Source organism: Thiobacillus thiophilus (genome assembly GCF_055378705.1).
The window spans coordinates 1,100,856-1,127,310 of sequence record NZ_AP042404.1 but is presented as its reverse complement, the minus strand read 5'-3'; the positions used below and the strand labels follow the sequence as shown (position 1 = coordinate 1,127,310).

Sequence of the window (26,455 nt, the reverse complement as noted above, 5' to 3'; positions counted from 1 at the left end):
CCGTGCAGCCTGCTGCGCTGGAAAACCTGATCGGCGCCCTGCGCGTGCTGCCCGGGGTCGGTCCCAAGTCGGCCGCGCGCATGGCCTACCATCTGCTGCAGCGCGACCGCCGCGGCGCCGAGCAGCTTGCGGCAGCGCTTGATCATGCGCTGACGCACCTGCATCACTGCCGCCTGTGCAACAACTTTTCCGGGGCAGAGGTGTGCGAGGTCTGCACCAGCCCGCGCCGCGACAAACGGCTGCTGGCGGTGGTCGAAATGCCCACCGACTTCAACATGATGGAGGCCACGCAAAGCTACAACGGTCTCTATTTCGTGCTGATGGGGCGCCTCTCCCCGCTCGATGGCATCGGCCCGCGCGAGATTCATCTCGACCGCCTGATCGATCGCGCGACGGATGGCGTGGTCGAGGAAGTGATCCTGGCGACCAACTTCACCCCGGAAGGCGAGGCCACCGCGCACACCATCGGCGAGCTGCTGAAAGCGCGCGACATCAAGGTCAGCCGCCTGGCGCGCGGGGTGCCGGTGGGCGGCGAACTGGAATATGTGGACAGCGGCACGCTGGCGCAGGCCGTGCGCGATCGGCGCACCGTTTGACATGGCGCGATCGGCGCACCGTTTAATGTGGCGCGATCGGCGCACCGTTCGATATGGAAAAGAGCAGTTGAACCACAGAAGCACAGAGACACAGAGGGAAAACAATATATTGCGGCACGCTGCGCATTCACCCCCTGAACGCTAAATTCAAGACAGCACAAAGGGTTTAATGAATCTCTCTGTGCCTCTGTGGTGAAGATTCTAGATAATGCAGCGCGGCAAGCGAACCGTTTAACCTGAATGACAATCAAACCGGATGACACGATGGAACTCAATGCACTGACCGCCCTTTCTCCGCTCGATGGCCGTTACGGCAGCAAGACCGCGCCGCTGCGCGATTTCTTCAGCGAGTATGCGCTGATCGGATACCGGGTCATCGTCGAGATCGAGTGGCTGAAAGCGCTGGCGACCGAGCCTGGGATTGCCGAAGTACCGGCATTTTCCGCCGATGCGGTCGCGCTGCTCGACCGCATCGCCGACACCTTTTCGGTGGCCGATGCCGAGCGCGTCAAGGCGATCGAGGCAACTACCAATCACGACGTGAAAGCGGTCGAGTATTTTCTCAAGGAAAAGACCCAGGCCAGTGCCGAGATTGCGGCAGTGTCCGAGTTCATCCACTTCGCCTGCACCTCGGAAGACATCAACAACCTGTCGCATGCCCTGATGCTCAAGGGCGCGCGCGATGCCGTCCTGCTGCCCGCGCTGGAAAAGCTGATCGTGCGCCTGACCGACCTCGCGCACGAACATGCCGAGCTGCCGATGCTGTCACGCACCCACGGCCAGCCCGCCTCGCCCACCACCGTCGGCAAGGAGCTCGCCAACGTCGTCTATCGTCTACGCCGCAGCTACATCGCCATCGGCGACATCGAACTGCTGGGCAAGATCAACGGTGCGGTCGGCAACTACAACGCGCATCTGTCGGCTTACCCCGACCTCGACTGGGAACACTTTGCGCGTGCGTTCGTGATGGAGCTGGGGCTCACCTTCAACCCCTACACCATCCAGATCGAGCCGCATGACGCCATGGCCGAGCTGTACGACGCCATCGCACGCACCAACACCATTCTCATCGACCTCGACCGCGACCTCTGGGGCTACATCTCGCTGGGCTACTTCAAGCAGAAGGTCAAGGCGGGCGAGGTGGGGTCCTCCACCATGCCGCACAAGGTCAATCCGATCGATTTCGAAAACAGCGAAGGCAACCTGGGCCTGGCCAACGCGGTGCTGCGGCATCTCGCCGAAAAGCTGCCGGTCTCGCGCTGGCAGCGCGACCTCACCGACTCGACCGTGTTGCGCAACATGGGCGTCGGTTTCGGCTACAGCCTGCTGGCGTACGAATCCTGTCTGCGCGGCCTGTCCAAACTCGAAGCCAACCCGGTGGCGCTGGCGGCAGACCTCGACGCCAACTGGGAAGTGCTGGCCGAACCGATCCAGACCGTGATGCGCCGCTACGGCATCGCCAATCCCTACGAGCAGCTGAAGGAATTGACACGCGGCAAGGCCGGCATGACGCGCGAGACATTGCATGTCTTCATCGACGGGCTGGCCATGCCCGACACCGAGAAGGACCGCCTGAAAACGCTGACGCCGGCGTCCTATACTGGCATGGCGGCCGAGCTGGCCAGGCAGATTTAAGCGGGCCTGATTTAGCCGGGCGGCCCATCCGGTAGATTGAAGCGGAGTCCCATGACCAAACATTCCCTCGACGTCGGCCTCGCCGATTTTCAGCAAGCCGTTCTCGAGGAATCGAAGCGGCGCCCGGTGCTGGTCGATTTCTGGGCGCCCTGGTGCGAGCCCTGCAAGGCGCTGAAACCCGTCCTGGAAAAACTTGCCGCCGAATACGGCGGCAAGTTCCTGCTCGCCAAGATCGATTCGGACGACAACCAGGAACTCGCCACACGCTATGGCGTGCGCGGCATTCCCAGCGTAAAGGCCTTTATCGATGGCGAGCCGGTCGACGAGTTTTCCGGCGCGCTGCCGGAATCCGAAGTGCGCGCCTTCCTCGATCGGCTGGTTCCCGGCCCGGCCGACGAATTGCGGGTCGAGGCTGCCGAACTGCGTCGTGCCGGCGACGTGTCCGCCGCGCTGCAGAAGCTGGCCGATGCTTCGAAAATCGACCCCTCCCATGTCGGCGTGCGGCTCGATGCCGCTGAAATCATGCTCGACCTGAATGAGGCCGACGAAGCCAGCCGCCTGATTGCGGGCGTTGCTGACGACGTCGATGCGCGCGTGCCGCAATTGAAGGCGCGGCTGCAATTCATGGGGGCGGCCGGCGAGGACGAAGCGGCGCTGGCCGCGCGGGTGGCGGCGAACGAAAACGATCTGGAGGCGCGGCTGAAGCTCGCCAACCTGCTGGTCGCCGCCGGCAAGTACGAAGCGGGCATGGATCAGCTGCTGGAAATCGTCCGCCGCGATCGCGGCTTCGGCGACGACATCGGCCGCAAGACCCTGCTGTCGGTATTCGACCTGCTGGGCGGCGGCGAACTGCTCAGCCGCTACCGGCGGATGCTGGCCAGCGCGCTGTACTGAACCCGCAATCGATATGTCGCCGGGTCAGACGATGGCCTGGTAGCGCACCTCGACAATTTCCACCTCGCGCTTGCCTTCCGGCGTCTGCACGCTGACGCTGTCGCCTTCGCGCGCCTTCAGCAGCGCGCGCGCCATCGGCGATATCCAGGCGATGCGGCCGCGTCCGGCGTCGGCTTCGTCGATGCCGACGATGGCGTAGGTGGCTTCGCTGCCGCCTTGATCCGCCACGGTGACGGTGGCGCCGAAGAACACCTGATCGGTGTCCTCGCGGATGGCGGGGTCGACCACTTCGGCGTGTTCCAGTCGCTTGGATAAAAATCGGATGCGGCGATCGACCTCGCGCAGGCGTTTCTTGCCGTAGATGTAGTCCCCGTTTTCAGAACGGTCGCCGTTGCTCGCGGCCCAGGAGATGGTTTCCACCAGCTTGGGCCGCTCGACTTTCCATAGCTGATTGAATTCGGCATCAAGTTGCGCGTAGCCTGCGGGCGTCATGTAATTCTTCGATCCGGCAGGCAGCATCGGTGTGGCGATGTCGTCTTCGTCTTCGTCGGGTGCGTCGGTTTCCTTGACGAATGCCTTGTTCATCGACCAAACAGCCAGGCAAGCAGCGAGAGCAGCAGCGACATGAGAATGACGCTGGTGAAGGGGAAATGGAAAGTGCCGCGTGCGTGCTTCACCCGCAGGTCGCCCGGCAAGCGTCCCAGGCCCAGTCGGTTGAGCCAGGGAGTGAGCAGGCCCAGAACCAGCAGGGCCGCAGTCAGGGTGAACAGCCATTTCAGCATGATCCTAGAAACCACAGTTGGACGCGGCCGATGGTGCGTCTGGGCGCGTGCCTGCCACGAAGCAACGAGGCGGCAGGCCGGGGCCTGCAACGAGGCGCGAGAGCGGAATCGTTGCCGCTTTAGCGGCTTTACGAATCCGGCCTACTCCTTGCGGGTACAAAGGCAGGCGCGTGACCAGGCGTGCCAGCGGGTGCGTAGCGGTGTCACCTGAAAGGTGAATGTGAACGAAGGCATGGAAAGCAGTATTCATGCGGTTCCTGTGAGGGATATGAGCGGTCAACTGCGGTTTCTAGGATGATTGTATTATTGTGCTGCGTCATCCATTTGCTTGCGTTGCGCCTCCGCGGCATCCATCACCTGCCCCTCGACCGCACGCGCTTTTTCCACCGCCTGAATCTGGGTTTCGAACGCAGGGTTGGGTTTACGTCCGGTTTCGGGCTGTTGCGGCGGGGCAGGATCGCAGGCGGCCACAATCAGAACGAGCGGAATCAGGGTCCATTTCATGATGCGTTCTCCAGCAATCCAGTGGGCAGGCCGTCGATGCTGACCTGGTTTTTCTCGCGCCAGTAATCCAGCAAGCCCTGCGCGCCTTTCTTCTCGACCCAGCGCGCCATCGTGTCGCGCTCGCCCGTGTAGAGATACCTTGGCACGGCGTAGCCGCACGAGGTCTGCACCGCTTCGATGTCGAGCACGACGATCTGGCGTTCGCCGGGCAGGGCGGGAAAGTAGCGGCGCAGCCCGTCCCATTCGGCGTCCTGGCGGCGCACCGTGCGGCCGTGTCCATACAGGCGCAGGATCAGCGGGTCGCCGTCGAAGCTGCACCACATCATGGTCAGACGGCCATCGTGCTTCAGGTGGGCGGCGGTTTCGTTGCCGCTACCGGTGAGGTCGAGGTAGGCTACGCGGCTGTCGGACAGCACCCGCAAGCTGTCCATGCCCTTGGGCGACAGGTTGAGGCGGCTGTCGGCGGTGCCGCTGGCGGTGAAGAACAGTTTCTGCGCGGCGATGAAATCGCGATGCCTGGCTTCAAGCGCAGGATAAAAGCGTGCCATCAGTTGACCTGTTTTTTGAGGAATTCGGTGAGGATGCGCAGGCGCATCGCGCTGTCGTTCATTTCCAGCAGATTCTGTTTGACGGAGAGCTTGAGCGGCAGCACTTCGGATAGACGGAAGCCCACCCACACGGCATTGTCGAATTCGTGCGGCGCGGGGAAATGGGCAGTGCCGTATTCACCGATGATGTGACGCAGGATTTCGACGGCAAGTTCGAGTTCGGCGGGGATGGCGCTGGCGGGCTCGACGCTGACCGCTTCGACGCTGCCGGTAAGCAGGCCGTCGGGTTCGGCGCGGGTGCTGCGGATGACGAAGCGTTCCTCCGCCTGGGTGTCGATGTGCAGGATGCCGGGCTGCGGCATGTCCCAGTCGGTGACGTGCACGCGGGTGCCGACGGTGTAGGGAACGGCCGGGGCGCCGGTTTCCGCGCCTTCGCGGATGGCACAGATGCCGAATGGCGTGTCGTCGGCGATGGCCTGTTTGACCATGTCGAGATAGCGCTGCTCGAAAATCCGTAGCGGCAGCCGCCCGCCGGGAAATATCACGGCATTGAGCGGGAATAGCGGCAGCCTGAATTGTTCGAGTGTTGCGCTCATCGGTCGTTGCCCCAGCGCGCCATCAGCGTGTGCGGGATGCGCAGCTGGTCAAGAATGCGCGCAACGATGAAATCGACGATGTCCTCGACATTTTGCGGACGATGATAAAAACCGGGGTTGGCGGGCAGGATTACAGCGTTCATTCTAGACAGCGTCAGCATGTTTTCCAGGTGCAGGGTGGAAAACGGCGCCTCGCGCGGAACCAGTATCAATTTGCGTTGCTCTTTCAGCATCACATCGGCGGCGCGCTCGATGAGGTTGTCGGACAGGCCGTGGGCAATGGCAGCGAGCGTGCCCATCGAGCATGGGCACACCACCATCGCGTCGGCCGGATTGGAGCCGGAGGCAACCGGTGCATTCCAGTCCTCGCGGCCGAACACGCGCAGCTGGCCATCGCGTGCGTTGAGGCTCTCGCTCAGCTGTTTTTCGAGGTCGCTGGCGCGTGCCGGCAGCGCCACGCCGAGTTCCTGCTTGGCGACGATGTGGGCGGCCTGCGACAGCAGCAGGTAAACGCGCATGTCGGCGGCCAGCAGGCATTCGAGCAGGCGCAGGCCATAGGCCATGCCGGAGGCGCCGGTCAGCGCAAGGGTGACGGTATTCAGGGGAGGATGCATGGCGGGGATTGTCGCTTGTCCGGTGTCGGGGCGGCAAGCAGGCGCGCCACGATCACGCCATTCACCGCGCCAAAAATCAGGGCGGCGGCGGCAAACACCGGCAGCAGTTTGATCAGTGCGGCGCTGGGCAACAGCCACCAGCCGGCCAGCGCGAGCTGGCCGCCGATATGGCCGAAGGCCGCCAGCACCGACAGGCTGACCGGGCTAAAATAACGACCGGGCAGGTGGCGCGCCAGCGCCAGCACCGACAGGCTGACGAGCGCACCGGCGGCCGACAGCCAGAATCCCGGCGCGAACAGGCTGCCCAGCAGCAGGCCGCCGGCCAGCACACGCAGGGCGGACACCCAGGCCGCCGCGCGCCAGCCGACTTGCAGCAGCACCAGCAGGATGACGATGTTGGCGAGCCCCGGTTTCACCCCGGGAACCGGGCTGGGGATCGCCGCTTCGGCGAGCGTGAGGCCGATCGCCAGCGCCGTCAGCCATGCGATGCGGCGGTCGTCGGCCGTGACCGGCAATTCAATAGCCGAGCGTGTCATAGGCGGACGTGCGCCCCCGGATTTCGAGGCTGACCTGGTTCGGCAGACACAGCGCGGCCTGGCCGGACTGCGTGAGCCAGCCCTGTTTCACGCACAGCTGGCGCGGCGACGGGTCGCGCGCGATGCGGGCGCGACCGGACTCGATTTCGATTCGCGTGGTGCCGAGCGGGCCATCGACGGTGAAGCTTTGCGCGTGGGTGAGGGCGGTGGTTTGCACGATCTGGCCGGCGGCACGGATGACCGCAGTGTCGCCGCGGCCGCCGCCCCAGGCAAACACCGTCAGCGCGGCAACCAGGCCTGTGCCGGCCAGCAGCACGCCCACATCGCCGGCACGCAGCATCATCCCAAGAACCCCACCACAGAGATATGTCCCGCAGGGACGGTATCCCTTGGGACACAGAGGCACGGAGAACGGCAGGAAATCAATGGGTTGTCGATTAACCAGTCTTCACCCATCGGGTGGACACACTGACCCATGCAAGGTGTCGTCTTTCCTCTGTGCTCTCTATGCCTCGGTGGTTCAACTGCGGTTTCAAGGATCATGACAACTCGCGGTGGCGCACCAGCACCTGCTCGCGTTCGCGGAAGGCGGCGGCCAGCGTTTCGGCGAAGTAGACGCTGCGGTGCTGGCCGCCGGTGCAGCCGATGGCGACCGTCAGGTAGGCGCGGTGGTCACGGATGAAGCACGGCAGCCAGTTTTCGACAAAACTGCGGATGTCGGCCAGCAGCGCCATCGCGTCGGCGCTCGCCTCGATGTAGTCCCTGACCGGCTGGTCGCGTCCGGTGAGCGGACGCAGTTCGGCGACGTAATGCGGATTGGGCAGGCAGCGCACGTCGAACACCAGGTCGGCGTCGAGCGGAATGCCGTGCTTGAAGCCGAAGGATTCGAACAACAGGGTGATGCGCGATCGGTCCTGGCCGATCAGATCCTTGATCCACAGCCGCAGGGCTGCGGCAGAGAGGTCGCTGGTGTCGATGCGGTGCGCCAGCGGCGCGACATCGGCGAGCGTCTCGCGTTCGAGCTGGATCGCTTCCTGCAGTGAAACCGTGTCGCTGGACAGCGGGTGGCGCCGCCGCGTCTCGGAAAAGCGCTTGACCAGCGTCAGTGTCTTGGCTTCGAGAAAAACCACCCGCAGGTCGGCGCCCTGCTCGCGCAGCGCCCCGGCAATCCGGGGCAGCTGCGCAAAGCTCGCGCTGCTGCGCGCATCGATGGCGATGGCGATGCGCGTGTGGCCTTCGCGTGTCAGGTAGTCGACCAGGGGTTGCAGCATGGCCAGCGGCAGGTTGTCGACGCAGTAATAGCCGACATCTTCCAGTACCGCGATGGCAATGCTTTTGCCGGAACCCGACAATCCCGAGACCAGAACGATCTGCATCAGCCGTTCCCGTCGATAGCCGCCTGCTGGCGTTCAATGAATTGCTTGACCGGATTGATGCCGCGACGTTTGAGAAGGTGATTGCGCACCGCCACTTCGACCAGCACCGCGAGGTTGCGGCCTGCTGCAACCGGGATGCGCACCTTGGGAATGGCGACGCCGAGAATGGTCTCGGTCGATGCCACCATGTCGAACCGGTTGAGACCGACATCGCCGATTTCCTGCGGATGCACCAGCTCGACGATGAGCTTGAGATTCTTTTTCGGCTTGACCGCCATTTCGCCAAACAGGAAGCGGATGTTGAGAATGCCGAGGCCGCGTACTTCCAGAAAGTCGCGGATCAATGGCGGGCAGATGCCTTCCAGCGTTTCCGGCGCGACGTGTTTCAGATCGACTACATCGTCTGCGACCAGCCGGTGGCCGCGCGTGATGAGTTCCAGCGCCAGCTCGCTCTTGCCGACGCCGGCATCGCCCTTGATGAGGACGCCGGTGCCCAGCACTCCCAGGAACACCCCGTGCAGCGAGGTGGTCTCGGCCAGGCTCTGCGTCAGGTAGTGCCCCAGGAAGGACATCAGGATGGGGCTCGCCAGCATCGAGGTGAACAGCGGCGTCCCGGTGCGCTCGGCACTGTCGAGCAGAACCGCCGGCACGGCTTCGCCGTTGGAGACGACAATGGCTGCCAACTCGGTCGAAAACAGGTGGTCAATGGCGTTCTGCAGGGCGGATTCGGACAGGCTGCGCAGATAGTCCATTTCGGCCGGCCCCAGCACCTGGACCCGGTTGGGGTGGACGAAATTCAGATGGCCAATGAGCGCCAGGCTCGGTTTCTGAATGGTTTCGGAAGACAGCGTACGCTGGCCACCGTTATGCCCGGCCAGCCATTGCAGCCCGAGTTGCTGCGCCATGTCGCGGAACAGGGTTTCGACTGAAACCTGACTTGGTATGTCCATGCGCTGGGTTGCTAGCTTGACCAGGCGTCGAGCAGCGCAATCAATTCGGATGGGGTGGCTGCCCCCATCATTTTTGTGCGCATGGCATCGTCGCCAAACAGGTGAGCCAGTTCGCCCAGAATCTGCAGATGGCGTTCGTTGGCATCCTTGGGAACCAGCAAAATAAAACACAGCGATACCGGCTGGTTGTCGGGCGCATCGAATTCAAGCGGGGTCTTCAGACGGTAAAACGCGCCGCTGGCATCCTTCAACCCCTTGATGCGGCCGTGCGGAATGGCAATGCCGTAGCCGAGCGCGGTCGAACCCAGGCGTTCGCGTTCGAACAGGCTGGTGAAAATGTCGATGGACTTGAGCCCGTGGGTCTGGGCGAGCAACTCGGCTGCGTGTTCAAACAGCTTCTTTTTGCTGCTGAAACTCATGTCCAGCAAGATGGTGTCGGGGGTGATGAGTGGAGCGATCAGGTTCATGCCGGTTGCGAAGCCGGGGGAAGGGAGTCCGGCACTTGCAGATTATACGCCCGGAGCGCCTCCGGGCGAGATGGCCATGGTTGGGACGATTCGATGTCAGGCAGCGCTTTCTGTCGGCTGATGCTTCAATCCACCGCTGGCCTGATGGACGTCCGCGATTTTTTCCTTGTGCTTGACGATCTGGCGATCCAGTTTGTCGGCCAGAAGGTCGACGGCAGCGTACATGTTGCCGTCCTCGCTGCGAGCGTGGAAATCATGGCCCTTGACGTGCAGGGTGGCGTCCACTTTGTGGACCAGTTTTTCCACCTGCATGATCACGGTCAAGTCGATGACATGATCGAAGTGGCGTTTGACGCGGTCGAGCTTCTCGGAAACATAGTCGCGAATAGCTGGGGTCACTGCCAGATGATGGCCGGAAATCGTCAAATTCATAGAGCCTCCTAAATCTGTTAAAAAACTGAAAAATCGGCTTGTCCATATTCCGGAGCGATAATCTGCGTCCAGTTTCATTGTGGGACGAAACTGAAATACATTCAAGAAGGCTATGTCATTGTTGGCTGTTGAAGTCATGTCCTGCCCCCCTCTGATGAAGCCCCTACCCTTCGGCAGGCGGCGGCGTCGGGGCGGCTAATACCAATAAACCCGGATTGTTCATTAGAGCGAGATGCTTTGGGTAGGGTGCTCTCCGTGCACCTTCGGTGCGTCAATCGGCGCACAGCACAGAGTGCACCCTGCGGTGCTGGCCAACACCAATAAATAACGATGAAAGAGCCAAAAGAAGACGGTTAAAGCGCACGCCGCATATTTGCCGGCGGAATGCGCAGTGTTTCGCGATATTTTGCGACGGTTCGGCGGGCGACCACGATGCCCTGCTGGCTCAAAACTTCGGCCAATTGGCCATCGGATAGCGGTTTTTTGCCGCTTTCGGCGGCGATCAGCTGCTTGATCAGTGCCCGGATCGCAGTTGACGAGCAGGCGCCGCCACTGTCGGTGGCGACGTGGCTGCCGAAAAAATACTTCAGTTCATACAGGCCGCGCGGGGTCATCATGAACTTTTGCGTGGTGACGCGCGAAATGGTCGATTCGTGCAGCTCAACCGTGTCGGCAATTTCACGTAGTACCAATGGGTGCATCGCCACATCCCCGTGCTCGAAGAACTGCTTTTGCCGGTCGACGATGGCCTGCGAGACGCGCAGGATGGTGTCGAACCGCTGTTGCACGCTCTTGATCAGCCAGCGCGCCTCCTGCAGCTGGGTGGCAAGCTGGCCGCCGCCGCTTTCGCGGTGGCGCGCCAGAATGTCGGCATAGACGCGATTGACGCGCAGTTTGGGCATGGCGTCGGCGTTGAGGCTGGCAATCCACATGCCCTTGACCTTGCGTACATACACGTCGGGAATGACATAGCGTGTTTCGTCGGCGCCGAAGATGGCGCCCGGACGCGGGTTGAGCGAAAGGATCAGGGTACGCGCCGCGTGCAGCACGGTATCGTTGATGCCGAGCACTTTTTTCAGCTTGCCGACATCGCGTGCGGCCAGCAGATCGAGATAATGCGCGGTCAGCCGCATGGCGACGTCGCGCGCCGGGGTGTCGGGGGGCAGGGCGCGCAGTTGCAGGATCAGGCATTCAGCCAGGTTACGTGCGCCGACTCCGGTCGGATCCATATTCTGCAGGTGCTTGAGCGCGGTCTCGACTTCCTGGGGATCGAGCTCATCGATTTCATCCTGCAGGCTGGCAGTAATGTCCTCCAGCGGCTGGGTCAGAAAACCGGAATCGTCCAGGTCGTCGATCAGCGTGGCAACCAGGGTGCGGTCGCGCAGGGTGAGCGGGCTGACGATCAGCTGGTCCAGCAGATGTTCGCGCAGGGTTGAACCCGCTGCCGAGCCTTGCTCATAGTCGCTGTCTTCGTCGTTGCTGCCGGCTGAGCTGTAATCGTTCCAGTCGGAATCGTCCTGCGCGGTGACGGGGTCGGATTCGGAGCTTTCGGACTGACTGGGTTCCGTATTTTGCGCCTCGGCCTCGGCGGTGTGGGCGGGCGCTTCGGCGACGGCAAGGCCGGCGTCGTCCTCGTCCTCGCCCTCGCGTTCCAGCAGCGGATTGTCCTGCAGTATCTGCTCCAGCTCCTGGTTCAATTCCAGCGTCGATAGCTGCAATAGCCGGATCGACTGCTGCAGTTGCGGTGTCAGGGTAAGGTGCTGGCCGAGCTTGAGTTGAAGGCTGTGTTTCATGAGAGCTGACTACGGCAAAAATCATGCCGACTTGAATCAAGTGTAGCGTGATTTTTTGAGCAGACTGAAGTTACAGGCGGAAATTCTCGCCGAGATAGACCTTGCGCACGTTGTTGTCCTGGATGATGAGGTCGGGCGTGCCCGCGGTCAGCACGCGGCCTTCATTGATGATGTAGGCGCGGTCGCAGATGCCGAGGGTTTCACGCACGTTGTGGTCGGTGATGAGCACGCCGATGTCGCGCTCGATCAGGAAATGCACCAGCTTCTGGATGTCGAGCACGGCAATGGGGTCGACCCCGGCGAAGGGTTCGTCAAGCAGGATGAAGCGCGGATTGATGGCCAGCGCGCGCGCGATTTCCACGCGGCGGCGCTCGCCGCCGGACAGGCTGATGGCGGCCGCATCGCGCAGATGCTCGATGTGCAGATCATTGAGCAGGTTGTTGAGGTGTTCCTCGCGTTCGTCCGGGGTGTAGGGTTTGAGTTCCAGAATGGCGCGGATGTTTTCCTCCACCGTCATCTTGCGGAAGATGGACGGCTCCTGCGGCAGGTAGGACAGTCCCAGCCGTGCGCGCTGGTGGATCGCCATATGGGTGAGGTCATGCGCATCCAGATGCACGCTGCCGCCGTCCGCTGCGACCAGCCCCACCACCATGTAGAAGCAGGTGGTCTTGCCGGCGCCGTTGGGTCCCAGCAGGCCGACTACCTCGCCGCTATTGACCTCGAATGAGACGTCGTGCACCACGGTGCGTTTGCCATACGTCTTGCGCAGGCCCTGGGCGGAAATCCGGCTCATGGTTGTGCGGCGGGCTGGCCGGTGCGCGGCTTCGGACGAATGACGGCGCGTACCCGGCCGGCCGGGGTTTCCACGCCGGGCTGGCCGACGACCTTGTAGAACCCGGTGTTGGCGTTGTAGGAAATCTGTGCGCCGCGCAGTTCGTCGCTGCCGCGCCGCAGCTGGGCCTGGCCGATCATTTCAAGCTGGCTGTTGGTGCTGTCGTACTCGATGCGGCTGGCAGCCCCCTCGATGAATTCGTCGCGGTCATCGAGCTTCTGGCGGAACGTCGCGGGGCGGCCGGTGGCGCTTAATTTGTCGAGCCCGCTCGCATTCTGGGTTACCTGCACACGGTCGGCACGCAGCATCAGCGTGCCCTGACTCAAGATCACATTGCCCTGGTAGACGCTGACTTTCCGGATGTCGTCGAGGGTGACCATGTCGGCTTCGAGGTTGACCGGCTTGTCGCGGTCGGCTTTTTCGGCATGGGCGGGCGAGGCCAGCAGCACGGCAGAGAACGCCGCATAAACTCCAATTTTCAATATTCGCATGGCATTCATGAACCCTGGTTTTGTCCGGCAATATAACGGGCGCGCACCCGTCCTGTCAGTTTGATGACGCGTTGTCCGGCGTCGTATTCCATGGCGCCCGCGCGCACCGTTACGATGTCGTCGAGGATTTCGACGGCGCCCGGCGCGCGCAGCAGGTCGCGCTCGGGAAAAACAAGCAGCCGTTCCGTGCGTAGCGACATGGCGGACTGTCCGGGACGGGCGGCACGTTCCACGACGACGTCGCCGAACAGCACCACCTCGTTGCCATCTGGCGAGACGGTGGCCTGCTTTGCTATGGCACTCACTTCGCCGGCCTCGGCGTCGAGTTGGGCGAAGCGGGGCGATTCCAGTTCCGTGCGCTTGCTGCCTGAATAATGCTTGAGCTTTTTGGCGGACAAACGGTAGTGCGGTTTGCCTGCCGGATCGGTACGCAGCGCATCGAAGTTTTCCATGATGCCTTCAGGGTCGGTTTGGATCGCCTCGCTGCCGTCGGCCGTCAGCTGCACCGAACGCTCGATCCAGAAGCTGAGTGCGGCCAGCAGCAGCAAAATCGCCAGCGGCAGCCACAGCGAGCCCCGCGCGATCATGCCGCCCTCAAATTCGCGGTGCCCAATACGCGACGGTTCATTTCAGATAGGGGGCCAATGCCGCGTCCAGCGTGCCCTGCGCGCGCATCAGGAATTCGCAGGCTTCGCGTACCGCGCCGCGCCCTGCCTCCCGGATGGTGATGTAGTGGCTATGCGCCTTCACCAGCTCGGGGGCGCCGGGCACGGTAATCGCCAGCCCGGCGCGTCGCATCACCGGCAGGTCGATCACATCGTCGCCCATGTAGGCGGTGGCTTCGTATTCGATGCCGAGTTCGCGGCAGAGCGCCTCGTACACGACCAGCTTGTCGTGTGCGCCCTGGTGGATAATCTCGATGCCGAGGTTTTTTGCACGATTTTCCACCACGCGCGAGCTGCGGCCGGTGATGATGGCAAGCTCGACGCCGCTGCCCTTGAGCATTTTCAGACCGTGGCCGTCGAGTGAGTTGAAGCCCTTATATTCCTGGCCGTCGTCGGCCAGGAACAGGGTGCCGTCGGTCATCACGCCATCGACGTCGAACGCGATCAGCCGGATCTTTTGTGCACATTCGATCAAAGTTGTACTCACCTTAAAGTCCTTACCACAGAGGCGCACAGAGGCACAGAGTAAAGTCGAGTCAACAAAGAGGCGCGTAAAAAACCAGGCCAAACTGTTGATTTTACTCTGTGTCTCTGTGCCTCTGTGGTGAGAACTGAGGTTTTTGGGTTCATCACACCACCCCGGCTTTCAGCAGGTCGTGCATGTTGAGCGCGCCGACCAGGGTGTTGTCGGGGTCGACCACCAGCAGGCCGTTGATTTTCATGGTTTCCATTTTCTCCACCGCCGCCACGGCGAGTTCGTCCGCGCCGATGGTCTTCGGATTGGGCGTCATCAGGTCGCTCACCCGCGCCTGCTGCAGATCGAGCGCATGCTCCAGCGCCCGCCGCAGGTCGCCGTCGGTGAACACCCCCGCCACCTTCCCGGCGGCGTCGACCACGGCGGTCATGCCGAGTCCCTTCTTCGTCATTTCGAGCAGGGCGACCTTGAGCGAGGCGTCGCGATCGATTTTCGGCAGTTCGTCGCCGCTGTGCATGACGTCACGCACGTGCACCAGCAGGCGCCGTCCGAGGCTGCCGCCGGGATGGGAGCGGGCGAAATCGTCGGCCGAAAAACCGCGCGCATCGAGCAGCGCCACCGCCAGCGCATCGCCCAGTGCCAGTGCGGCAGTCGTGCTGGCGGTGGGCGCCAGGTTGAGCGGGCAGGCTTCCTTGTCGACCGCTGCATTGAGGTGGGCGTCGGCCTCGCGTGCCAGGGTCGAATGCGGATTGCCGGTCATTGCGATGAGCTTGGCGCCGCGCCGCTTGATGAGCGGCACGATGCAGACGAGTTCGTTGCTCTCGCCCGAATTGGACAGCGCCAGCACGACATCGTTTTGCGCGATCATACCGAGGTCGCCGTGGCTGGCTTCGCCCGGATGCATGAAAAACGCCGGGGTTCCGGTGGACGCCAGGGTGGCGGCGATCTTGCCGCCGATATGCCCGGATTTGCCCATGCCGGACACCACCACACGGCCGCTGCAGGCCAGGATCAGGTGCACGGCATCGGCAAAACCGGCATCGAGGCGGGAGGACGTGGTACGCAGGGCGTCGGCTTCGATGTCGAGTACCTGGCGCGCAAGCGCAAGCAAATGTTCGGCGGAGGTGGGTTGGGGTCGCATGGTCGGCAAGTATACTAAAGCCTGCCTTGCCAACTGTGTTTTCCTGAATGCATTCCAGCCTGCAGCTTGTTTTGATCCTGCTTGCGGTCGCCGTACTGGTGGCGGCTGCCGCGCGCGCGCTGCGCCTGCCGACCATGCTCGGCTATCTGGTGACCGGCATTGCCATCGGGCCGTTCGCGCTGGGCTGGATTCCGGACAGCGAGGAGGCGCGCTATCTGGCCGAATTCGGCGTGGTGTTCCTGATGTTTTCCATCGGCCTGGAATTCAGCCTGCCGCGCCTGATGACCATGCGCATGACGGTGTTCGGCTTCGGTGGCGCGCAGGTCGTGCTCACCATCGTGCTCACCGCGCTGATCGCCTGGCTGCTCGACTTGCCGTTGCTGGCGGCCATCGCGCTGGGCGGCATCATGTCGATGTCGTCCACCGCCATCGTGTCGAAGATGCTGGCCGAGCGGCTGGAAATCCAGACCCCGCACGGGCGCCAGATTTTCGGTGCGCTGCTGTTCCAGGATCTGGCGGTGGTGCCGCTGTTGATCCTGATCCCGGCGTTCGCCAAGGACGCCGACGACATGGGGCTGGTGCTGGGGCTGGCCATGTTCAAGGCGGTGCTGGTGCTGGGTTTTCTGCTGTTCGTCGGCCAGCGCATCATGCGCCCATGGTTCCAGTGGGTGGCCGGGCGCAAATCGCCCGAATTGTTCACGCTGAACCTGCTGCTGTTCACCCTGGGGCTGGCCTTTCTCACCGAAAGCGCCGGCCTGTCGCTGGCGCTGGGCGCCTTCCTGGCCGGCATGCTGATCTCGGAGACCGAATACCGCTACCAGGTGGAAGACGATATCAAGCCTTTCCGCGACGTCTTGCTGGGGCTGTTCTTCGTCACCATCGGGATGCGGCTCGACCTGATGCAGGTGATGCTGAACTGGGGCGACGTGCTGCTGCTGGTGGCGGCCATCGTCGTCGGCAAGGTCCTGCTGGTGGGCGGGCTGGCGATGGCATTCGGCAGCGCCCGCCCCACTGCCGTGCGCACGGCATTGGGGCTGGCGCAGGCAGGCGAATTCGGCTTCGTGCTGCTGGCGCAGGCGGCCGATCTCACGCTGCTGGGCGCCGGGATCACCCAGCCGGTGCTGGCGGCCATGGTGCTGTCGATGCTGATCGCCCCGCTCCTGATCAACCGCATGGACACGATCACCCGCCTGCTTGCCGGCAGCGAATGGGCCGGCCGCGCCAAGGAAGTGCACGACATCGCGGTCAAGACCTTCGGCAAGGCCCAGCACGTGATCGTCTGCGGCTATGGCCGCAGCGGCCAGAACCTGTCACGCCTGCTGGAGGCCGAAGGCATCACCTTCATTGCGCTCGACGCCGACCCCGAGCGCATCCGCGCAGTGGCCGCGTCGGGCGTTAACGTGGTGTACGGCGATGCCAGCCGCCGCGAAGTGCTGGTCGCCGCCGGCTTGAGCCGCGCACAGGCGGTGGTGGTGACCTATTCCGACCTGCATTCGAGCATGGCCATCCTGCGCCACGTGCGCGAACTGCGGCCGGAACTGCCGGTGGTGGTGCGCACCATCGACGACACGCACATCGACTCGCTGAAAGCGGCGGGCGCGGCCGAGGTGGTGTCGGAGGTGATGGAAGGCTCGCTGATGCTGGCATCCCACGCGTTGATGTTGCTGGGCGTGCCGCTCACCCAGGTGCTGAAGCGGATCCGCGAGGTGCGCGAATCGCGTTACGCCATCATGCGCGGTTATTTCCGCGGCGCCTCCGACGCCGACGACGAACTCGACCAGCACGCCCAGCCGCGCCTGCATACCGTGCTGATCACGCAGGGCGCGGCCGCGGCCGGACATAGCCTGGAAGAGCTGGCGCTGGACGAATTACTGGTGGAAGTGGTGGCGATCCGGCGTCATGGAATCAAGGGGATCGATCCCCAGCCCGACACTGAAATACGGGTCGGCGACGTTCTGGTGCTGCGCGGCGCCGCCGACGGGCTGGCGGCGGCGGAGTTCAGGGTGTTGCAGGGCTAGAACAGGATGGCGGCACCGCAATTGGCCTCGCCGCTTCCGGCAAGCCATTCCCCGGTCGCGGCGTCGTAACAGTCGGCAGCAGTGGGCGCTGTGCTGCCAGCTGCATAGGCGGAGAAGCGCATGCTGCCGCGCAGGGCATTGCCGTCATCTGTTTTGCGGTCGATTTCGGCCAGAATATCCACCGGAATTTGCGGGCCGGTCTTGAGGTTGGTGCGCGCGGTTGGCGTGCCGCTGTCAGCGTAAACGTCATCGTGAATGAGCTGGAGCCTGGCGCCATATGGGTTGATGGGCGTGGTTGTTGCACTCTCTGTCGCGTTGTAGACGTAGATACCGTTAATGAATCCGGCATGCGACAGATGATCCCAGGCTGCGATCGCTTCATTACCTGCTATCACACCATTGCCGTCACCGTCTTCCGAGGCGCCGGCAATCTGGGTCTCCGCTTGGCTGAAGTCTCCGGGCAGGGCACGAAAGCGATCCTGGAATCCAAAGACTGCGGCCTTGGCGCCATCCAGTTGGGCGATGATGTTTCGCACACGCGCGCTGGTGATCAGTTCCTGTCCCTTGAGAATGCCGCCGAGCAGCAGGCCGATGATGACCAGCACAATGGCGATCTCGATCAGGGTGAAGCCCGACTGGCGTCTCGGGAAATTAGGCTGATGCATGGCGGAGCGCTCCGTTGGGTTATTCCTGACGCCAACACGCAAAATACGTTCCAGCCGTTGTTATGTGATAACTCATTGTTAAAAATAGAGAAAGGCAAGTGTTCCGTGCCTGGCAGGACGCGAGTTTGACGAAAATACGACGCCAGTGCCGGATTTTCGACGGAAATGTGGGCGAGCAAACGTGTTCGCGGGCTCCATTTCCCCGCTGAAATGCCGATAGCTGTGTCATGCTGAGTTCCTACCGCTGCTCCAACAATCCCGGATATGACTGAACGCACCGAGACGGCGTCGCCGCAGGCCTGGCTGACGTCGCTGGCCACCCATTTCACGCGGGTGACGCCCGGGCGCTGGCTGGCCCTGATGCTGCTGGCCCTGCACGCGGCCGTGGTGCTCGACGCCGAGGCGGCGGTGACGCGCGCGTTCCTGCTGGCGCATTACGGGCTGTTCCTGCTGTGGCAGCCGCTGGTGCGCAGCGAGGCGCGCATCGAGCCGCGCCTCGCGCTGCCGGTGTTCGCCATGGCGGCGCTGCTGGTGCTGGCGGACAGCACCTGGGTGATGGCGCTATGGCTGGCGATTCTGGCGGGGCTGGTGGGCGCGGTGGCGACTTCGCAGAACGAGCGCGGGCCGCGGCTGGCCTACCTGCTCGCCCTGGCTTATCTGCTCGCCCTGTTGCTGGCCTGGGTGCTGCCGCAGAGCCTGGGCGACACCGCGCTGCCCGATGGGCTGCAGGCCGCAGTGCGCTATGGCCTGCCGTTGTTGCCGCTGACGATCCTGTTTTTGCCCGCCAGCCGCCAGCGCGGGGCGTCGTCCACGCTCGATTTCATCTACGGCCTGATGCTGTCGCTGCTCGTCATGGTGGTGGCGCTGGGTGCGTTTGCCGTGGTGGCGGTGGCCAGGGTGGGCTATGCCTGGGCGCTGGTGCAGACCCTGCTGGGCATGGCGGCGCTGCTGCTGGCACTGTCGTGGCTGTGGAATCCGCGCGCCGGCTTTGCCGGGCTGGGGCAGGTGACGTCGCGTTATCTGCTGTCGGTGGGCCTGCCGTTCGAAGGCTGGGCGCAGCGGCTGGCGACGCTGGCCGAACGCGAACGCGACCCCGAGTCGTTCGTGCGCGAAGCGCTGGCCGACCTGCACGAACTGACCTGGATCCGCGGCGGCCACTGGCAGGCCGCGCGCGGCGAGGGCATGTTCGGCGAACCCGCCGAACATGCCCTCGTTCATTCATTTCATGGCCTGACCCTGACCTGGCAGGCACCGCGCCCGCTCACCCCCGCGCTGGCGCTGCATGTGCGGCTGCTGTCGCAGTTGCTCGGTTATTTCTACGCTTCCAAGGTGCGCGAGCAGACCCTGCGCGAGCAGGCCTACAGCCAGGCCATCCACGACACCGGTGCGCGCCTGACCCACGACGTGAAGAACATCCTGCAGTCGATGAAAACCCTGATCGCAGCGGCCGACACCTCCACCGCGGAAGACGGCGAGCGCCTGCAGGCGCTGATGAAACGCCAGCTGCCGCAATTGGCGGCGCGCCTGTCGCAGACCGTCGACAAGCTCAAGCAGCCGGCCGAAATGGATGTCGCCCGGATTCCTGCGCAGGCCTGGTGGACGGCGCTGCAGACGCGCTACGAACACGACGACGTGCAGTTCTTTGCCGAAGCGCTCGACGACATCCCCCTGCCGCAGGACCTGTTCGACAGCGTCGCCGACAATCTGCTCACCAATGCGCTGCGCAAGCGCCAGCGCGAGCCGGGCCTTGCGGTGGAAGTGCGGTTGGCGCTGCAGCCGCTGGTAAGCCTCGCCGTGACCGACAGCGGCGCGCCGGCGCCGGAGCACGTGGCGCGCAACCTGTTCCTGAGCCCGGTGGCGTCGGATTTCGGTCTGGGGGTGGGCTTGTATCAGGCCGCGCGGCAGGCAGCGCGCGTCGGGTATCGACTGGAACTGCCGGACAATCAGGCGGGGCGGGTGTCGTTCAGGTTGCAGGCTACGGAGTCGGCGGACAGCCCTCCCGGCACAGACGGTCCCTGAGGATATTGGGGTGCAGCCACACCACCAGATCGTCGAAATCCTGATTCGGTGGGTGGCTGACGAATCCCTTGCCGGTACAGGGGGCAGCGGTGGAGGTGGGCAGGTTCGCGCGCTCGTCGGCAGGCACGCTGGCGGGTGCGAGCGGGGTGCCGCCGCTCATGTTTTGCGCGCCTCGTGCGTTGGGGCCGTGGGAAACAATCACCACGGCGACGTCGGTCATGCCGTCACCGCTGCAAGCGGAGCTCTTGTGTACATCGAGGTCGCCGTCATCGACTGACTTGAATCCTGTGTCAATGGTGAAGGGTTTCGAAACCGCGTAGGTATAGCGACTTCCCCATAAGTCCGCTTCGTCAAGACCGAGGGTGCGCCATGGCAAGCCTCCGCGTATGCGCAAGCACATGTGATTCGCTGGATCTCTTGGGCCTTCATAGCCATCGCCACCATCGGGGCATGGAAGATGAGGTTGGCCAACGGGCTGTCTCATGGCAAAGCCAATCAGTGAATCCTGGATCGTGCGCATGTCGGCACGCGTCTCCGCAATCCGCCGCGCCTGAATCTGCGCCGACAGCGGCATCGCCAGCCCGCCGATCAGGATGGTCATGATCACCAGCACGATCGCCAGTTCGATCAGGGTGAAGCCGCGTGTCCGTTTCATGGGGTGGGTTCCTCGGCGACAGGCGCGGCGGGACTGGGGCGCAGCACCTGATAGGGTTCGTACACACGGCTGTCGGCGCGGATCTGGCCGGGTTTCAGGTCCGCCACGCCGGATGCATCGAGCTGCGGCTGACCGTCGACCCAGCGGGTGGTTTGGCCATCGGAGCGGATCACCACGCCGTCATAGCGTACCGGCGGCGGGGCACCTGTATCGGGCGTCGCCTGCCTGAGTTGGGTGACGTTGCGCGCGCGCGCGGCTTCGAGCTGGGCGCGCTGTTGGGGGGTGTAGAACAGGCGCCCGGGGTCGGCGGCAAGGCTAGCGCCGCACACGCCCAGCATGGCCAGCAAGAGCAGCGGCATGAGGGTGGCGCGGACTCGCCAGGCGTCGTGCCGATTCATCTCAGATTGTTCATTAGGCGATTTGTAGTGCGTAGGGTGCACTCTGTGCACCGATTGACGCCCAAAGGTGCACAGAGTGCACCCTACTCCTTGTGTCTCGCGCCCTAATGAACGATCTCGGTTCATTTGACCTCCTTGCCGTCGGCCGCCACGGTAAACCACAGCAGTTCGCATTCGGCGTCGAGTTCGGGGCGGTTGACCGGCTGCGGCGGGGCGTCGGTGAAGCGGGCGAGGTGGCATCTGCTGACGCGGAACAGGCCGGGCGCACGCGCGTGCAGGGCGTCGATAAAGCGCGGCAGGTCGGTTTCCACCAGCAAGGGCATTTTCACCCGCATGCGGGTCTGCTTGAGCGGCAGGCCGCCGGCCAGGGCGGGCGGCGCAGCCGTGCGCGGCGACAGGGTGTAGGTGAGTCCGTACAGCCGGGCGTCCCGATTGGCGAGGTGCACCGCCTCGATCCAGGCGAGGCGGTTCTCTTCACCGACAAACCCCCGTGCAACCAGCGCGCGGTAGGCGTCGAGATGCTGCGCGATCAGGCGCGCTTCCATTTGGCCTTGTTGCTGGCGTGCGTGTACGGCATTGAGGGCCGTCTGCTGGCGTTGCAGGTCGGCGTGCGCTTCGGTGTCCTGCTGGCGGCTCCAGAAAATTCCCGCAGTGGACAGCAGGCTGGCGACAAGCAGCAGCAGGATCGATGTTTTCAGCGAGGCGATCGGCGGCCGGCTCATGGGCGCACCTGCAGGCTCAAGGTGAATCGTGTCTCTTCAGGCCGGGTTTCACCCGAGGTTTTGCCGCTGAGGGTGGCGGTGGAGGCCGTGTTGACCGGGCTTGTCACGCGTTCGACCGCTGCAATGCCCGGTGTGGCGGCGAGCCGGGAGACGAGGCTGTCGATGCGCGACATGGCGGCGCGATAGTTACCGTCGAAGTCGGACAGTCGCGCGTCCAGCGTGATATCCGCCGTGCCGTCCGCCGTGTCCTGCAGCGTCAACGCCTTGATTACCATGTCGGGGTGCGCGGCCAGCGCCTGCCCCAGCGGCAGGAACAGCGTGTTGATGTCGAGCGGCGAACGATTCAGTTGCGTGGCCAGGGCAAGGGTCTGGCCGAGCTGGTCGGGCCGGATGGCGAGCAGGGGGAAGTCGCGCACGATGACGGCGTGGCGTGCATCGCCGCGTTGTACCTCGCTCTCGATCCGCAGCGCCTGGTCGCGCAGATCCTGGGTATTGAGCCAATAGGCGGTGGTGAGGATCAGTCCGGTTGCGGCGACGATGCCTGCCGCCAGATTCAGGCCGCGTCGCCAGCGAAATTCGATATGGCGTTGCAGCAGTTCGGGCGGGGCCAGATTCAGGTGTACGGATTCGTCCGCAATCGCCGCCAGCGGTGCGATTTCCGGGGTGGCGGCGAGAAAATTGTCGGGAATGCGCAATGCCCGCGCGAGGTTTGATATGTCGATGAGCCGCGTGCTGAATGCGGGATCGGCATTGAGCGGGGCCTGCGCGCTGTCGAGCTGGCCGCTGGGGTCGAGCAGCAGCACATGCAGCCGGGCTTCGCGCGGCAGGATGCGCTGGCCGGTGAGATAAAGCTGGGTCTTGGCAATTTCGTCGGCCGCATTGCCCGGCAGCTGGGTGGGCGTGTCGCTGCCGATCAGGCGCGAAAAACGCAGCAGACCGTTGTGATAGTAGGACAGCCGCAGCCTGTTGTTGAGACGGCACGCCAGCAGCGTGTGCGGCGCCTGTACCCGCAGTCTGGCCAGCAGGTGCTGGTACGCCAGCGCCAGCGGGGCGATGCCGCACAGCGGCACCCGTTCGCGATGCAGCACGCTGAGCCAGGGCGTCAGCCACTCGGCATCGGTGAGGGCGGCCAGCAGGTAGCGGTCGTCGCGGCGGCCGGTCGTTTCGCGGGCCTGCCGCCAGGCGCCGGTGAAACGTGCGTTGCGGAACACCTGTTTGAGCTTGCGTGCCAGCAGTTCGTCGCGCGCGCGCCTCTGTACGTGCGGCAGAATCTCGCTGCGGTAATCCTCGTCCACCGTGTCGACGACCAGCAGCACCGGCAGCTGCGCGCGCTTGACCAGCGCCTGGCGAAACGCCGCCCGCCCCGTTTCGTTGGCGGCGAACTCGCCCAGCCAGTGCATGTGGCCGGGCCGCCAGTCGAGCACGCCGATCTGGCGCGGGGTGGCAAGCAGGATCAGGCGGTGGTCAAACATCATCCCGGAAAAAACCATTAACCATAAAACCATTAACCACAGAGGCGCAGAGGCACAGGGAAACCTCGTCGTAGCGTGTCATCCGCAGTGTGGCCGTACGACATGCTGCAATTTCCCGCTTTGCCTCTGCGGCTCTGTGCCTCTGTAGTGAGGGGTTTGAAATCATAACGGCAGGTTCCCGATCAGGTCGTAAACCGGCAGCAGCACCGACACGAGAATGCCGCCGAGCAGCAGGCCGAGGATGGCGGTGAGCAGCGGTTCCAGAACCCGCAGGCCGTTTTCGATCGAGTCGAGCACTTCGCGGTTGTAGAAATACGTCACATTTTCCAGCGCTTCGTCGAGTGCACCGGTGGATTCGCCCACGCGCAACATGCGGATCACCAGCGGCGGAAACAGCGCCTGTGCCTGGAAGCTTTCAGACAGGCCGCGGCCATCGGCGATCTGCTGCGCCGCGCGGTGGATGCCACGGGCGATCACCCGATTGCCGGCGACCATCTCGCCCGCACGCAACGCGTCGAGCACGGTGACCCTCGAGCGGTACATCATCGCCAGGGTATTGGTGAAGCGCGATAGCACGATCTTCTGCATGATCGGGCCGATAACGGGCAGCCGCAACTGGGTGCGGTCCCACCATTCGCGTCCCGCCTCGGCTTGCCTTATCCACAGCGGCAGGCCGATTCCAAGCGCCAGCGCCAGCAGCAGCCCGATCGGCCAGTACGACTGCATTACATTCGATACGGCCAGCAGAATCAGCGTCGGCAGCGGCAGCACCACGCCCATGGTCTCGACCAGGGAGAGCACCTGCGGCACCAGGTAAAGCATCAAAAACAGGATGGCTGCGCCGACGACGGTCAGCACCAGCGCCGGGTAGATCATCAGCCGTTTGGCCTTGGCGGCGACCTCTTCCTGCCACTTGAGCGATTCGGCCAGACGATCGAACACCGCGTCCAGCAGGCCGGTCTGCTCGCCCGCGCGCACGCTGTGGACGAATACGGCGCCGAACACCGCCGGATGCGCGGCAAGTGCCTGCGATAGCACTTTGCCGCCTTCCATATCTTCCAGCAGCGCGGTCAGCACATCGCGAAAGCCGCGTTTTTCCATGGTGTCGCGCAGATCGCGCAGGCCGTCGAGCAGCGGAATTTTGGCGCGGGTGATGTAGCGCATATGGATGCAGAAGGTGACCAGGTCGCGCCGGGTGACGCGCTCGCGGCCGCTGGGGGCGTACTGGCGCGAAAGCTCCGCCAGCGTGATGAGATCGAGCCCCATGCGCTTCAGGCGCAGTTCGAGGTCGACGTCGTTGACGGCCGACAGCGTGCCCCGGGTGGTGCGGCCGGTCTGGTCGATGGCGCGGTAGTCGAAGAAGGGCATGGCGATTCGTGTTTAGGGGGCTGGATTCAGGGATCGAAGAGGGAGTGGTTGCGCTTCCCCTGACCCCTGACCCCTGACTCCCGACCCCTGAATCCCTGAATTTCGCATCACACTCGCCCCGTCAAATCCACCACCCGCGCCACTTCCGCCAGCGAGGTCACGCCATCGAGCACGCGCTTGACGCCGTCTTCGGCCAGCGGGCGATAGCCGTGCTCGAGCGCGGCGCGGCGGATTTCGTGCAGCGGCGCGTGGTCGGCGACCAGTTCGTCCAGCCGCGGGTCCATCCGCAACAGCTCGATCAGGGCAAGGCGGCCTTTGTAGCCTTTGTTGCTGCATGCCGGGCAGCCGGTCGCGCGAAAGATCCACGGCGGCTGGGCCGGATCGGTGCCGAGAATGCGCGCTTCGTCTTCGTCCGGCGTGTAGGCTTCCCTGCAGTGCGGGCACAGTTTGCGCACCAGCCGCTGGGCGATGACGCCGATGATGTTGCCGGACAAAATGCCGGGCTGGATGCCGATGTCCATCAGGCGCGGAAACACGCCGAGCACGGAGTTGGTGTGCAGGGTGGTGAACACCTGATGGCCGGTCATCGCCGCACGAAACGCCATTTCAGCGGTGTCCTTGTCGCGGATTTCGCCGACCAGGATGATGTCTGGATCCTGTCGCATGATCGAGCGGATGCCGTTGGCAAAGTCGAGCTTCAGCGTTTCATTGACCGAGCTCTGGCGCATCAGGGTGACCGGATATTCGACCGGGTCTTCCAGCGTCATGATGTTGACGGTTTCGTCGTTCAGATGCGACAGCATCGAATACAGCGTGGTGGTCTTGCCGGAACCGGTCGGCCCGGTGACGACCAGGATGCCTTCGGGGCGGGCCATCATCAGTTGCAGTTCACGCAGGGCGTCGGCGGTGAAGCCCATCTGTTCCAGCGGCATGATCGACTTTTCGCGGTCGAGGATGCGCAGCACCAGGTTTTCGCCATGGATGCCGGGCTGCGACGAGACGCGGAAGTCGATCGGCCGGCCGTTCAGCGTGAGCGACATGCGGCCGTCCTGCGGCGCGCGCGTCTCGGCGATGTTCATCCCCGACATTACCTTCAGTCGCACCAGGATGCCTGGCCAGTAGGTCCTGTGCAGGCTGCGGATCTGCTCCAGCACGCCGTCGATGCGGTAGCGGATGCGCAGGAAGGCGTGCTCTGGCTCAAAGTGGATGTCGGAGGATTCGCGCTTCACCGCGTCGGTGAGCAGCGCGCCGACCAGCCGCACCACCGGCTGGGTATATTCCTCGGTATCGGGGTTGAGGCTGGCGTAATCGACTTCGCCGGTTTCGATTTCGCGCAGGATGCCGTCAAGCGAGAGGTCGAAGCCGTAGAACTTGTCGATGCATTCCAGCAGCTGTGCTTCGGCCGCCAGCAGGGTGTTGATTTCGAGCTGGCCGCCGAGCGCTGCTTTCAACTGGTCGAGCGCAACCACGTTGAACATATCGGTGGTCGCCAGCGTCAGCACGTTGCGCGCGGCGTCATGCGCAATCGGCAGCAGGTGATGGCGGCGGGCGAATTCCTCGGGCACCAGTTGCAAGGCTTCGGGGTCGGCCACCACCTGGGCGAGGTCGATGCCCTGGCTGCCGAGCGCGTTGGCGAGCTGGTCGCGCAACACCGCCTCGGTCATGAAGCCCAGCGCAACCAGCTGGCGGCCGATCGGCAGGCCGGTCGTTTTCTGTTCCTTCAGGCCGATGCGCAGCTGGTCGAGGGTGATGAGTCCCTGCGAGACCAGGGTTTCGCCCATCCGGAGTTTTTTTCTGCGCTCCATACGACT

30 protein-coding genes are annotated in these 26,455 nt (G+C 63.8%); 5 read left to right on the top strand and 25 right to left on the bottom strand.

Going from position 1 to position 26,455, the window contains the following annotated elements:
• Positions 1 to 2 precede the first annotated feature (2 nt).
• From recR to ACZ41T_RS05460, 3 genes are all read left to right on the top strand, one after another.
• Positions 3 to 596, top strand: a complete 594-nt coding sequence (recR, locus tag ACZ41T_RS05470; RefSeq protein WP_464923467.1) for a recombination mediator RecR — start codon at positions 3 to 5, stop codon at positions 594 to 596.
• Positions 597 to 860: 264 nt separating this feature from the next.
• Entirely contained in the window at positions 861 to 2,231 is a 1,371-nt protein-coding gene (gene purB / locus ACZ41T_RS05465; RefSeq protein ID WP_464924024.1) for an adenylosuccinate lyase, read from the top strand.
• Positions 2,232 to 2,282: 51 nt separating this feature from the next.
• Complete coding sequence (locus tag ACZ41T_RS05460; protein ID WP_464923466.1) at positions 2,283 to 3,125, top strand: tetratricopeptide repeat protein; 843 nt, start codon at positions 2,283 to 2,285, stop codon at positions 3,123 to 3,125.
• 24 nt (positions 3,126 to 3,149) lie between these two features.
• Here ACZ41T_RS05460 and greB read toward each other — a convergent pair whose 3' ends face one another.
• The 18 genes from greB to ACZ41T_RS05370 form a co-directional block, all read right to left on the bottom strand.
• Complete coding sequence (gene greB / locus ACZ41T_RS05455) at positions 3,150 to 3,710, bottom strand: transcription elongation factor GreB (protein ID WP_464923465.1); 561 nt, start codon at positions 3,708 to 3,710, stop codon at positions 3,150 to 3,152.
• A complete protein-coding gene (locus tag ACZ41T_RS05450; RefSeq protein ID WP_464923464.1) occupies positions 3,707 to 3,907 on the bottom strand; it encodes a DUF2905 domain-containing protein in 201 nt (66 codons plus the stop codon). The genes greB and ACZ41T_RS05450 overlap by 4 nt, the downstream gene beginning before the upstream one ends.
• Before the next feature lie 303 nt (positions 3,908 to 4,210).
• On the bottom strand, positions 4,211 to 4,411 hold the full coding sequence (locus tag ACZ41T_RS05445) for a hypothetical protein (protein ID WP_464923463.1): 201 nt from the start codon (positions 4,409 to 4,411) through the stop codon (positions 4,211 to 4,213).
• A complete protein-coding gene (locus ACZ41T_RS05440) occupies positions 4,408 to 4,959 on the bottom strand; it encodes a pyridoxamine 5'-phosphate oxidase family protein (protein ID WP_464923462.1) in 552 nt (183 codons plus the stop codon). Before ACZ41T_RS05440 ends, ACZ41T_RS05445 begins: the two co-directional genes overlap by 4 nt.
• A complete protein-coding gene (locus tag ACZ41T_RS05435; protein WP_464923461.1) occupies positions 4,959 to 5,555 on the bottom strand; it encodes an LON peptidase substrate-binding domain-containing protein in 597 nt (198 codons plus the stop codon). Before ACZ41T_RS05435 ends, ACZ41T_RS05440 begins: the two co-directional genes overlap by 1 nt.
• Positions 5,552 to 6,169, bottom strand: a complete 618-nt coding sequence (locus tag ACZ41T_RS05430; RefSeq protein WP_464923460.1) for a flavin prenyltransferase UbiX — start codon at positions 6,167 to 6,169, stop codon at positions 5,552 to 5,554. The genes ACZ41T_RS05435 and ACZ41T_RS05430 overlap by 4 nt, the downstream gene beginning before the upstream one ends.
• Positions 6,154 to 6,705, bottom strand: coding sequence for a Gx transporter family protein (locus tag ACZ41T_RS05425; RefSeq protein WP_464923459.1), 552 nt, complete (start codon positions 6,703 to 6,705; stop codon positions 6,154 to 6,156). Before ACZ41T_RS05425 ends, ACZ41T_RS05430 begins: the two co-directional genes overlap by 16 nt.
• Positions 6,686 to 7,048, bottom strand: a complete 363-nt coding sequence (locus tag ACZ41T_RS05420) for a NusG domain II-containing protein (protein WP_464923458.1) — start codon at positions 7,046 to 7,048, stop codon at positions 6,686 to 6,688. The genes ACZ41T_RS05425 and ACZ41T_RS05420 overlap by 20 nt, the downstream gene beginning before the upstream one ends.
• A 196-nt stretch (positions 7,049 to 7,244) precedes the next feature.
• Positions 7,245 to 8,081: an RNase adapter RapZ gene (gene rapZ, locus ACZ41T_RS05415; protein WP_464923457.1), complete on the bottom strand. Its 837-nt coding sequence runs from the start codon at positions 8,079 to 8,081 to the stop codon at positions 7,245 to 7,247.
• A complete protein-coding gene (gene hprK, locus ACZ41T_RS05410) occupies positions 8,081 to 9,031 on the bottom strand; it encodes an HPr(Ser) kinase/phosphatase (protein ID WP_464923456.1) in 951 nt (316 codons plus the stop codon). Before hprK ends, rapZ begins: the two co-directional genes overlap by 1 nt.
• Before the next feature lie 11 nt (positions 9,032 to 9,042).
• On the bottom strand, positions 9,043 to 9,498 hold the full coding sequence (locus ACZ41T_RS05405) for a PTS sugar transporter subunit IIA (protein ID WP_464923455.1): 456 nt from the start codon (positions 9,496 to 9,498) through the stop codon (positions 9,043 to 9,045).
• A gap of 96 nt (positions 9,499 to 9,594) precedes the next feature.
• Entirely contained in the window at positions 9,595 to 9,930 is a 336-nt protein-coding gene (gene hpf / locus ACZ41T_RS05400) for a ribosome hibernation-promoting factor, HPF/YfiA family (RefSeq protein WP_464923454.1), read from the bottom strand.
• Positions 9,931 to 10,283: 353 nt separating this feature from the next.
• Complete coding sequence (locus ACZ41T_RS05395) at positions 10,284 to 11,723, bottom strand: RNA polymerase factor sigma-54 (RefSeq protein WP_464923453.1); 1,440 nt, start codon at positions 11,721 to 11,723, stop codon at positions 10,284 to 10,286.
• Positions 11,724 to 11,793: 70 nt separating this feature from the next.
• The gene (gene lptB, locus ACZ41T_RS05390; protein WP_464923452.1) at positions 11,794 to 12,516 is read right to left on the bottom strand and encodes an LPS export ABC transporter ATP-binding protein; all 723 of its coding nucleotides are present in this window, start codon (positions 12,514 to 12,516) and stop codon (positions 11,794 to 11,796) included.
• Positions 12,513 to 13,046 carry a lipopolysaccharide transport periplasmic protein LptA gene (lptA, locus tag ACZ41T_RS05385; protein WP_464923451.1) on the bottom strand — a complete coding sequence of 178 codons (534 nt, stop codon included), beginning with the start codon at positions 13,044 to 13,046 and terminating at the stop codon, positions 12,513 to 12,515. The genes lptB and lptA overlap by 4 nt, the downstream gene beginning before the upstream one ends.
• Positions 13,047 to 13,051: 5 nt before the next feature.
• Positions 13,052 to 13,633: an LPS export ABC transporter periplasmic protein LptC gene (gene lptC / locus ACZ41T_RS05380; RefSeq protein ID WP_464923450.1), complete on the bottom strand. Its 582-nt coding sequence runs from the start codon at positions 13,631 to 13,633 to the stop codon at positions 13,052 to 13,054.
• Between the two features lie 37 nt (positions 13,634 to 13,670).
• Positions 13,671 to 14,198: a KdsC family phosphatase gene (locus ACZ41T_RS05375; protein ID WP_464923449.1), complete on the bottom strand. Its 528-nt coding sequence runs from the start codon at positions 14,196 to 14,198 to the stop codon at positions 13,671 to 13,673.
• A gap of 142 nt (positions 14,199 to 14,340) precedes the next feature.
• Positions 14,341 to 15,327: a KpsF/GutQ family sugar-phosphate isomerase gene (locus tag ACZ41T_RS05370; protein WP_464923448.1), complete on the bottom strand. Its 987-nt coding sequence runs from the start codon at positions 15,325 to 15,327 to the stop codon at positions 14,341 to 14,343.
• Between the two features lie 47 nt (positions 15,328 to 15,374).
• Here ACZ41T_RS05370 and ACZ41T_RS05365 point away from each other — a divergent pair, with 47 nt between their 5' ends.
• A complete protein-coding gene (locus tag ACZ41T_RS05365; RefSeq protein ID WP_464923447.1) occupies positions 15,375 to 17,345 on the top strand; it encodes a monovalent cation:proton antiporter family protein in 1,971 nt (656 codons plus the stop codon).
• Here ACZ41T_RS05365 and ACZ41T_RS05360 read toward each other — a convergent pair.
• Positions 17,342 to 18,052, bottom strand: a complete 711-nt coding sequence (locus tag ACZ41T_RS05360) for a prepilin-type N-terminal cleavage/methylation domain-containing protein (protein ID WP_464923446.1) — start codon at positions 18,050 to 18,052, stop codon at positions 17,342 to 17,344. The two genes, ACZ41T_RS05365 and ACZ41T_RS05360, sit on opposite strands and share 4 nt — an antisense overlap.
• Positions 18,053 to 18,274: 222 nt before the next feature.
• Between ACZ41T_RS05360 and ACZ41T_RS05355 the strand changes: the two genes are divergently transcribed.
• Positions 18,275 to 20,029: a sensor histidine kinase gene (locus tag ACZ41T_RS05355; RefSeq protein ID WP_464923445.1), complete on the top strand. Its 1,755-nt coding sequence runs from the start codon at positions 18,275 to 18,277 to the stop codon at positions 20,027 to 20,029.
• Here the strand turns inward: ACZ41T_RS05355 and ACZ41T_RS05350 are convergent.
• The 6 genes from ACZ41T_RS05350 to ACZ41T_RS05325 form a co-directional block, all read right to left on the bottom strand.
• The gene (locus ACZ41T_RS05350; RefSeq protein ID WP_464923444.1) at positions 19,986 to 20,684 is read right to left on the bottom strand and encodes a type II secretion system protein; all 699 of its coding nucleotides are present in this window, start codon (positions 20,682 to 20,684) and stop codon (positions 19,986 to 19,988) included. The two genes, ACZ41T_RS05355 and ACZ41T_RS05350, sit on opposite strands and share 44 nt — an antisense overlap.
• Complete coding sequence (locus tag ACZ41T_RS05345; protein WP_464923443.1) at positions 20,681 to 21,082, bottom strand: hypothetical protein; 402 nt, start codon at positions 21,080 to 21,082, stop codon at positions 20,681 to 20,683. Before ACZ41T_RS05345 ends, ACZ41T_RS05350 begins: the two co-directional genes overlap by 4 nt.
• A gap of 122 nt (positions 21,083 to 21,204) precedes the next feature.
• Entirely contained in the window at positions 21,205 to 21,804 is a 600-nt protein-coding gene (locus tag ACZ41T_RS05340; RefSeq protein WP_464923442.1) for a hypothetical protein, read from the bottom strand.
• The gene (locus tag ACZ41T_RS05335; RefSeq protein WP_464923441.1) at positions 21,801 to 23,279 is read right to left on the bottom strand and encodes a monoheme cytochrome SoxX; all 1,479 of its coding nucleotides are present in this window, start codon (positions 23,277 to 23,279) and stop codon (positions 21,801 to 21,803) included. Before ACZ41T_RS05335 ends, ACZ41T_RS05340 begins: the two co-directional genes overlap by 4 nt.
• Before the next feature lie 159 nt (positions 23,280 to 23,438).
• A complete protein-coding gene (locus ACZ41T_RS05330) occupies positions 23,439 to 24,644 on the bottom strand; it encodes a type II secretion system F family protein (protein ID WP_464923440.1) in 1,206 nt (401 codons plus the stop codon).
• Positions 24,645 to 24,751: 107 nt separating this feature from the next.
• Complete coding sequence (locus tag ACZ41T_RS05325) at positions 24,752 to 26,449, bottom strand: GspE/PulE family protein (RefSeq protein WP_464923439.1); 1,698 nt, start codon at positions 26,447 to 26,449, stop codon at positions 24,752 to 24,754.
• Positions 26,450 to 26,455 lie beyond the last annotated feature (6 nt).